Genomic DNA, 9657 nt, shown 5'->3' with positions numbered 1-9657 from the left:
ACTGCAGGGGGGACCCTGTGGGAGAGTAGGACGCCGCCGAACAATTTTTCAGCTCCGGTCCCTGAACCTCTGGTTCAGGGACCGGAGCTTTTTTGTTCTCACGGTGCAGTGCGGCGCGTTACTTCATGTTCACTTCACGTGGTCAGGATCCGCAGCATGGGGACAGTGGGAACGCTCAGGTCGGCCGGTGTCCGTGAAGGCGACGAGGTGGTGGTGCCGGCGTACGGCAACCCCGAGATCGCCGAGGCAGTCATGGAGCTGGGCGCGCTGCCGGTCTTCGCCGATGTGGACGCGGACAGCCTCTGCCTCGACCCGGCCGCGGTGGCCGACGCGGTCACACCGCGGACGGCCGCCGTCATTGCCGTACACCGCTTCGGCCGGCCCGCGGACATGGGCTGGATACGGGAGACCGGCCAGCGGCACGGCCTGCTGGTCGTCGCCGCCGACGAGCCCGGTGCCGGGCAGACGGACCAGGACGGCGTACGGCGCAGGCGCGACCGCGCCGCCTATCTGGACAGTCGGCTGACCGGTGTGGCGACGCCGCCTGCCGTCGCGGGGCACACGTACGAGCAGTACGTCGTGCGGGTCCCGGGGAACGGACGGCCGGACCGGGACGCCTTCGCGCGGGCCCTGCGCTCCCGGGGCGTCGCGTGCCGCATTCCCGTACAGGCGCCCGTCTATCGCACGCCGGGGCTGCGGCGGGACGTGTTTCTGCCGCAGACCGAGCGGGCCGTGGACGAGACGCTGGCGCTGCCGGTACGCGGCGAACTGTCGCGACGCGAGCTGCACAAGATGGCCGGCGCGTGCAACGCGCTCGGCGGACTGCTGCAACCGGCGGGCTGAAAATCCCTTTTGCGGGGGAGTGGGATACGGCCTTCGGGATGAGCGGTACGCGATTCGGTTTATCGGACGAGGTCGGGTAGAGTTTTCCCCGTTGCCGGCCCCAATAGCTCAGTCGGCAGAGCGTCTCCATGGTAAGGAGAAGGTCTACGGTTCGATTCCGTATTGGGGCTCCACAGAAGAAGGCCCCCGCCATTCGGCGGGGGCCTTTTTCGTATGCGGGAAAGGCCGGGAAAGGGGGGCCCGGGCGGGCCCCGGGTCACGCGGTGAGCGGGACCTCGGGGACACGCATGGCGAGAATGGCCATGTCGTCGGACGCCGGTTCGGCGGCAAAGCGCTCCACCGCCCGCAGGATGCGGGCGGCCACGGCGCCGGCCGTCAGGCCCGTGCAGGTCGTCAGCACGTCCGTGAGGCCGTCGTCGCCCAGCATCCGGGTGCCCTCCCGGCGCTCGGTGACGCCGTCGGTGACGCACAGCAGGACATCGCCCGGATCGAGCGTGACGGTCTGCTCGTACAGCTCCAGGTCGTCCATGACGCCCAGCAGCGGCTGCGGCTCGGCGGCCGGCTCGACCGAGCCGTCCTGGCGCAGACGCAGCGGCAGCGGATGGCCCGCGCAGACGACCTTCAGGACGGCGCTGCCGTCGCGCTGCGGCCACAGTTCGCCGTACAGCAGCGTCAGGAAGCGGCTGCGGGCGCCCTCGTCGAGGATCGCGGCGTTCAGCCGCTCCAGGACGGCGGGGCCGCCGAAGCCCTCGCGGGCGAGCAGGCGCAGCGCGTGCCGGGCCAGGCCGGTGACCGCGGCGGCCTCCGGCCCCGTACCGCAGACGTCGCCGATGGCGAAGCCGTACGCCCCGTCGCGGATGGGGAACAGGTCGTAGAAGTCACCGCCGACCTCGTTGCCCTCGCCGGCCGCGCGGTAGATGACCTCGACCTCGACGCCCGGCACCTCGGGCAGCTCCGGGGGCAGCAGGCTGCGCTGGAGGGACTGGCTGATGGCCGTGCGCTCCGAGTACAGGCGCGCGTTGTCCAGGGCGAGCGCGGCCCGCCGGGAGAGGTCCTCGGCCAGCTCCAGGATCTCCTGGCGGAAGTGTTCCTCGCTGGGCTTGCCGAGGGTGAGCATGCCGATGACGCGGTTGCGGGCGACCAGCGGCAGCACGACGGTCTCGCCGCCCACCGCCGAGGCGGTCGCCAGGGTGGCGCCGGGGCCCTTGGAGGGGCGGGCCGAGTTGCCCAGCCCGAGACTGCGCAGGGAGGTGCGCAGGGCCGCGTCGTGGGCGGCGTCGGTCGGCGCGTTCCACAGCCGGGCTCCGGGCGTGGGCACCGGCTCCGGCGGGTCGACCTTCATCAGGAGCGACTTGAGGCCGTCGATGCGGTCCTCGTCCTCGTGCAGCACGTAGGACAGCTCCGGCTCGGACGCCTGGTCGGCGACGGTGTAGACGGCGCACCAGGTGGCGAGGGTGGGGACCGTCATCTGGGCCATCAGGGCCAGCGTCTGGTCCCGGTCGAGGGTGCCGGCCAGCAGGTCGGAGGCCTCGACCAGGAAGGAGAGGGAGCCGCGGCGCAGCCGTTCCAGTTCGGTCAGGCGGGCCCGCTCGACGGCCAGCGCGATGCGGTCGGCGGCGAACTGGAGGCGCAGGGCCTCCTCGTTCGTGTAGCGTCCCGGGGCCTCCGCGGCGACGCCAAGGGAGCCGGTCAGGCGGCCCTCGACCTTCAGGGGGACGGTCACGACCGAGCGCATGCCGGTACCGGAGAGCAGGGGTACGGCCCCCGGTACGGCGGTCAGGTCCTCGTGGACGGCCGGCATGCGGGCGGAGCCGTACCGCCCGGAGCCCGCCTCGACCGGGACCCGGGCGAAGCGCTGGCGGGCCGAGGGCAGGCCGGTGGAGGCGCGTACCTCCAGCTCCGTCTCGTCGTCGGTGGCCAGCAGGAGGTACGCGGCGTCGCCGTCGAGCATGTCGCGGGCGCGCTCGACCGTGCGCTGGAGCAGGCCGTCCAGGTCGTCCGGGGCCGGCGAGCCGATGAAGACCTCGAACGGGTCGGCCGGGCCGCGGCCCTCGGGCGGCTGGGTCGCCTGGTCGGGGGCGGGGGTGCGCAGCGGGCTCTGCAGGACCGCGCGCTCGTGGTCGCGCACCAGCAGGCAGACCGTGTACGGCTCGCCGTCGGCGTCGCGGACGCGGAGGTGGGAGGCGTACACCGGGACGACCCGGCCGTCGGCGCCCCGTATGCCGTACGAGCCTTCCCAGCGGGAGAGCTGGAGCGCCTCGGCGATACCGGTGCCCGTGCCGGGAGTGTGCGGCCAGGCGGCGAAGTCGGTGAGCGGCTTGCCGGCGACCTGCTCGGGGTCGTACGCGAAGAGGTCCCGGGCGTCCTCGTTCCAGAAGCTGATGCAGCCGCCGCGGTCGATCTGGACGACGGCGACGCGGACCCGGCTGTCGGCGACCGGCAGGGCGTCGACGGGCAGCGCGGGGCCCGCCGAGCGGGTGCCGGCGGGGCGCTCGGGCAGGTCGAGCTGGAACCAGACGTGCTTTTGCGAGGCGGTGTACTCCACGCCCCAGCGGCCGGCCAGCGCGCCGCACAGCAGCAGTCCGCGGCCGCCCTCGCGGTCCGGATGGGCGAACGCGCGGCCGGTGTTCTGCAGCGGGATCTCCCGCTCCGGGTAGCGGTCCGCGACCTCGATGCGTACGCCGCCGTCCGTGCGCAGGCACAGTACGTCGGCGGCGGTGCCCGCGTGGACGACGGCGTTGGTGACCAGTTCGCTGGTCAGGACGACGGCGTCGTCGACGATGTCGCCGTAGCCCCAGCCCTGGAGGGTGTCGCGCACAAAGGCGCGGGCGGTGGCGACCGAGCGGCCGACCGGCTCGAATGTGGCAGCGGCCCGCGCGGTGATCACTGGTCTCCTCATGCGTGTGTCGGTGATCTGCTCTCCCACCATGGCGGCGCCCTCCGAAAGCCTGGTGTGCTCGCCCACTGCCCGTGCTGGACGGCCGGGGCGGGTGGACAGCCGGATGCCAGGTTACTTACCTTCGCCGCGCGTGCGGATGCCGGTCACGTCTGTTTGCGCCCCGATCGTGCTCGGGACGGTATGCGATGCTGCCGAACTGTTATGGCCTGGTTGGGCCATGGTGAAACACTGGGCAAGCTCAAAGAGAAGGCCCGGGTAGAACGGTCGACCCTGCGGGAGGGACACGGTGGAGTCTGGCGCAGCGGCGCGGGGCACGAGCACGCGCGCGAAAGGCGGACGTTCCCGGAGCAACGGGACGACTGAGGTGGATACGGCTGCGCTGAACCGGCTGCTGGCTGCTCTCGTCTCGATGCGGGACGGGAATTTCCGTAAGCGGCTGACGGTCTCCGGCGACGGAGTGATGTCGGAGGTCGCGGCTGTTTACAACGAGGTGGCGGACCGCAATCTGCACCTGACGGGGGAGCTGGCGCGGGTGCGCCGGGTCGTCGGACGTGAGGGAAAACTCACGGAACGGCTGGAGGCGGGCGCCTGCGAGGGCTCCTGGGCCGCGGCCATCGACGCCTCGAACGCCCTGGTCGACGATCTCGTACGGCCGGTGTCCGAGGTGGGCCGGGTGCTCTCGGCGGTGTCCGAGGGCGACCTGGAACAGCGGATGGACCTGCGCTCGCGCGGTACGGACGGGACCTCGGCGCATCCGTTGCGCGGTGAGTTCCTGAAGGTGGGCCGCACGGTCAACGGCCTGGTGGACCAGCTCTCGGCCTTCACCGACGAGGTGACGCGGGTCGCCAGCGAGGTCGGTACGGAGGGCAAGCTCGGCGGGCAGGCGCGGGTGCGCGGCATGTCCGGGTCCTGGAAGGACCTGACCGAGTCCGTCAACACGATGGCGTCCCGGCTGACGGCGCAGGTGCGGGACATCGCGCTGGTCACCACCGCCGTCGCCAAGGGTGATCTGTCACGCAAGGTGACCGTCCATGTCGCCGGCGAGATGCTGGAGCTGAAGAACACCGTCAACACGATGGTGGACCAGCTCTCCTCCTTCGCCTCCGAGGTGACCCGCGTGGCGCGCGAGGTCGGCACGGAGGGCGAGCTGGGCGGCCAGGCGCAGGTCCCGGGCGTGGCGGGGGTCTGGAAGGACCTCACGGACTCGGTCAACCTGATGGCCGGCAACCTCACCGCGCAGGTGCGCGGGATCGCCCAGGTGACCACGGCGGTGGCCAACGGCGACCTGTCGCAGAAGGTCACGGTCAGCGCGCGCGGCGAGGTCGCGCAGCTCGCCGACACGATCAACACGATGACCGAGACGCTGCGGACGTTCGCGGACGAGGTCACGCGGGTCGCCAACGAGGTCGGTGCCGAGGGCCAGCTCGGCGGGCAGGCGCAGGTGCCGGGCGCCGCCGGTACGTGGAAGGACCTCACCGACTCGGTGAACAACGCCTTCCGCAACCTGACGGGCCAGGTCCGCGACATCGCGCAGGTGACGACGGCGGTCGCGAACGGTGACCTGTCGCAGAAGGTCACCGTGGACGTCGCGGGCGAGATGCTCGAACTGAAGAACACCGTGAACACCATGGTGGACCAGCTCTCCTCGTTCGGTGCCGAGGTGACGCGCGTCGCGCGGGAGATCGGTGTCGAGGGCGAGCTGGGCGGTCAGGCCGCGGTGCCGGGCGCCGCGGGCACCTGGAAGGACCTCACGGACTCCGTGAACACCGCCTTCCGCAACCTGACCGGTCAGGTGCGCAACATCGCGCAGGTGACGACGGCCGTGGCCAACGGTGATCTGTCGCAGAAGGTCACCGTCGACGTGTCCGGTGAGATGCTCCAGTTGAAGAACACCGTGAACACGATGGTCGACCAGCTCTCGTCGTTCGCCGACCAGGTCACCCGGATGGCCCGCGACGTGGGCACGGAGGGCCGGCTGGGCGGTCAGGCCCGGGTGGACGGCGTCAGCGGTACGTGGAAGGAACTGACCGACTCCGTCAACTTCATGGCGGGCAACCTGACGTCCCAGGTGCGGCAGATCGCCCAGGTGACGACGGCGGTCGCGCGCGGTGACCTGTCGCAGAAGATCGACGTGGACGCGCGCGGCGAGATCCTGGAGCTGAAGAACACCATCAACACGATGGTCGACCAGCTCTCGGCCTTCGCGGAACAGGTCACCCGGGTGGCCCGCGAGGTCGGTACGGACGGCAGGCTCGGCGGGCAGGCCCAGGTGCCCGGCGTGGCGGGTGTCTGGCGCGACCTGACCGACTCGGTGAACGGCATGGCCGGCAACCTGACCGCCCAGGTCCGCAACATCGCGCAGGTCGCGACGGCGGTGGCGCGCGGTGACCTGTCGCAGAAGATCGACGTGGACGCCCGGGGCGAGATCCTGGAGCTGAAGAACACCCTGAACACGATGGTCGACCAGCTCTCGTCGTTCGCCGACCAGGTGACACGGGTGGCGCGCGAGGTGGGCACCGAGGGCATCCTCGGCGGCCAGGCCGAGGTGCAGGGCGTCAGCGGTACGTGGAAGGACCTCACCCAGTCCGTCAACTTCATGGCGAACAACCTGACGTCCCAGGTGCGCAGCATCGGCGAGGTGACCACCGCGGTCGCGCGCGGCGACCTCTCGAAGAAGATCACCGTCGACGCCAAGGGTGAGATCCTCGAACTGGTCACGACCGTGAACACGATGGTCGACCAGCTCTCCCTCTTCGCCGAGCAGGTGACGCGCGTCGCCCGTGAGGTCGGTACGGAGGGCCAGCTCGGCGGCCAGGCCCGGGTCCCCGGCGTCACCGGCATCTGGAAGGACCTCAGCGACAACGTCAACCTGATGGCCAACAACCTGACCATCCAGGTGCGCAACATCTCCCAGGTCTCGGCGGCGGTCGCCAACGGCGACCTGACCAAGAAGGTCACGGTCGAGGCGCGCGGCGAGGTCGCGCAGCTCGCCGACACGGTCAACACGATGGTCACGACGCTGTCGTCGTTCGCCGACGAGGTCACCAGGGTGGCCCGCGAGGTGGGCACCGACGGCATCCTGGGCGGCCAGGCCCGCGTACCGGGCGTCGCCGGCACGTGGAAGGACCTGACCGAGTCGGTGAACTCGATGGCCAACAACCTGACCGGACAGGTGCGCAACATCGCGATGGTCACCACGGCCATCGCCAAGGGTGACCTGACCAAGAAGATCGACATCGACGCCCGGGGCGAGATCCTGGCCCTGAAGACGACCATCAACACGATGGTCGACCAGCTCTCCTCCTTCGCCGAGCAGGTCACCCGGGTGGCCCGTGAGGTCGGTACGGAGGGCCAGCTCGGTGGCCAGGCCCAGGTGCGCGGCGTGGCCGGCACCTGGAAGGACCTCACGGAGTCGGTGAACGAGATGGCGGGCAATCTGACCCGTCAGGTGCGCGCGATCGCCGCCGTCGCCGCGGCGGTGACCCTGGGCGACCACAACGTCCGTATCGACGTGGACGCGGCGGGCGAGATCCTGGAGCTCCAGGACAACGTCAACACGATGATCGCCACGCTCCGGGAGACCACCCTCGCCAACGAGGAGCAGGACTGGCTCAAGGGCAACCTGGCCCGGATCTCCGGCCTGATGCAGGGCCGCCGTGACCTCAAGGACGTGGCGACGCTCATCATGAGCGAGCTGTCCCCGGCGGTCTCGGCGCAGCACGGCGCGTTCTTCCTCGCCGCGCAGCCCGGCGACAGCAACGAGATCGGCGCGGACGGCGGCGAGCCGGGCGCCTACGAGCTGCGGCTGATGGGCTCGTACGGCTACTCCATGGGCACCATGCCGACGACGTTCCGGCCGGGGGAGACCCTGATCGGCACGGCGGCGGCGGAGAAGCGCACGATCCTGGTGGAGAACGTTCCCTCCGGCTACCTGAAGATTGCCTCCGGGCTGGGCGAGGCACCGCCGGCCAATGTGATCGTGCTGCCGGTGCTCTTCGAGGACAAGGTGCTCGGGGTGATCGAGCTGGCGTCCTTCCAGCCGTTCACGCAGATCCAGAAGGACTTCCTCAGCCAGATCGCGGAGATGATCGCGACCAGCGTCAACACCATCTCCGTCAACACCAAGACCGAGGTGCTGCTCAAGCAGTCGCAGGAGCTGACCGAGCAACTCAAGGAGCGCTCGGGCGAGTTGGAGAGCCGCCAGAAGGCGCTGGAGCTGTCCAACTCCGAACTGGAGGAGAAGGCCGAGCAACTGCGCGCGCAGAACCGCGACATCGAGGTGAAGAACACCGAGATCGAGGAGGCGCGGCAGGTCCTGGAGGAGCGCGCCGAGCAGTTGGCCGTCTCGATGCGCTACAAGTCGGAATTCCTGGCGAACATGTCGCACGAGCTGCGGACGCCGCTGAACTCGCTGCTGATTCTCGCCAAGCTGCTCGCCGACAACGCGGAGGGGAACCTCTCGCCGAAGCAGGTCGAATTCTCCGAGACCATTCACGGCGCCGGTTCCGACCTGCTTCAGTTGATCAACGACATCCTGGACCTGTCGAAGGTCGAGGCGGGCAAGATGGACGTCAGCCCGACCCGGATCGCGCTGGTCCAGCTCGTCGACTACGTGGAGGCCACGTTCCGGCCGCTGACCGCGGAGAAGGGGCTCGACTTCTCCGTACGGGTCTCCCCTGAGCTGCCCGCCACGCTGCACACCGACGAGCAGCGGCTGCTCCAGGTGCTGCGCAACCTGCTGGCCAACGCGGTGAAGTTCACCGACAGCGGCGCCGTCGAGCTGGTCATCCGGCCGGCCGGCGACGACGTGCCGACGGACATCCGCGAGCATCTGCTGGAGCACGGCGCGTTGCGCGAACCGGACGCCGACATGATCGCGTTCTCGGTGACGGACACCGGCATCGGCATCGCGTCCAGCAAGATGCGGGTGATCTTCGAGGCGTTCAAGCAGGCGGACGGCACCACCAGCCGCAAGTACGGCGGTACGGGCCTGGGTCTGTCGATCAGCCGGGAGATCGCGCGGCTGCTCGGCGGCGAGATCCACGCCGCCAGTGAGCCGGGCCGCGGCTCGACGTTCACGCTCTACCTGCCGTACAACCCGGGCGGGCTGCCGCCGCAGGGCTACCCGCAGCTCGTCGCGGGCGGGCTCGCGATGGACGCCGAGGCGCGGGACGCGGAGCTCGGGCGGCAGGCCGCGGAGGAGGCCGCGCAGACCGGTGTCGCGCCCTCCCGGGGCAGCGGCCCGGGGCTCAGCCGGCGGCGTCGGCGCCCGGCCGTCGCCGAGGCGCCGCGGCCGGAGCTGCCGGCCGTGCCCACGCCGCCGGCGGCACCGCAGCCGGCCGCGGAGCCCTCGCGGGCGCCCGCCGAGGAGCCCTGGGTCGGCAACGGCCAGGACCTGGTGTCGTCCGGTTTCGACGGCGGCTTCCACGGCGAGAAGGTGCTGATCGTCGACGACGACATCCGCAACGTGTTCGCGCTCACCAGCGTGCTGGAGCAGAACGGGCTGTCCGTGCTGTACGCGGAGAACGGCCGGGAGGGCATCGAGGTCCTGGAGCAGCACGACGACGTGGTGCTCGTCCTGATGGACATCATGATGCCGGAGATGGACGGCTACGCGACCACGGCCGCGATCCGGCGGATGCCGCAGTTCGCCGGGCTGCCGATCATCGCGCTGACCGCGAAGGCGATGAAGGGCGACCGGGAGAAGAGCATCGAGTCCGGGGCTTCGGACTACGTGACCAAGCCGGTGGACACCGATCACCTGCTGACGGTGATGGAGCAATGGATGCGCACGCGGTGACACGTTCGTCAAATGAGGCTCGTAAGGTTCCCCGCATGTTGACTCAGTGTGGCCGGCCACGTGTGGGAGAGCGGTATTCGGGGAACCTTCTGGTCTCTCACTGCGTTTGTGCTAC

3 protein-coding genes and 1 tRNA gene are annotated in these 9657 nt (G+C 70.4%); 3 read left to right on the top strand and 1 reads right to left on the bottom strand.

The annotated features are described in order from the left end of the window. Window positions 1-156: 156 nt before the first annotated feature. A complete protein-coding gene (locus ACH4EB_RS27240; RefSeq protein ID WP_398350433.1) occupies window positions 157-843 on the top strand; it encodes a DegT/DnrJ/EryC1/StrS family aminotransferase in 687 nt (228 codons plus the stop codon). Window positions 844-940: 97 nt separating this feature from the next. Beyond that, window positions 941-1016: transfer RNA gene (locus ACH4EB_RS27235), tRNA-Thr, on the top strand. A gap of 83 nt (window positions 1017-1099) precedes the next feature. Here ACH4EB_RS27235 and ACH4EB_RS27230 read toward each other — a convergent pair. Beyond that, window positions 1100-3742 (bottom strand): SpoIIE family protein phosphatase, encoded by a 2643-nt coding sequence (locus tag ACH4EB_RS27230; protein WP_398350432.1) that lies wholly within the window; start codon window positions 3740-3742, stop codon window positions 1100-1102. A gap of 286 nt (window positions 3743-4028) precedes the next feature. Between ACH4EB_RS27230 and ACH4EB_RS27225 the strand changes: the two genes are divergently transcribed. Then, complete coding sequence (locus ACH4EB_RS27225) at window positions 4029-9542, top strand: HAMP domain-containing protein (RefSeq protein WP_398350431.1); 5514 nt, start codon at window positions 4029-4031, stop codon at window positions 9540-9542. Window positions 9543-9657: the final 115 nt, after the last annotated feature.

It is taken from the genome of Streptomyces sp. NPDC018045, from assembly GCF_044327445.1.
Taxonomy (GTDB): domain Bacteria; phylum Actinomycetota; class Actinomycetes; order Streptomycetales; family Streptomycetaceae; genus Streptomyces.
The sequence above is the reverse complement of the archived record's forward strand: the minus strand, read 5'-3'. Positions and strand labels throughout refer to the sequence as shown.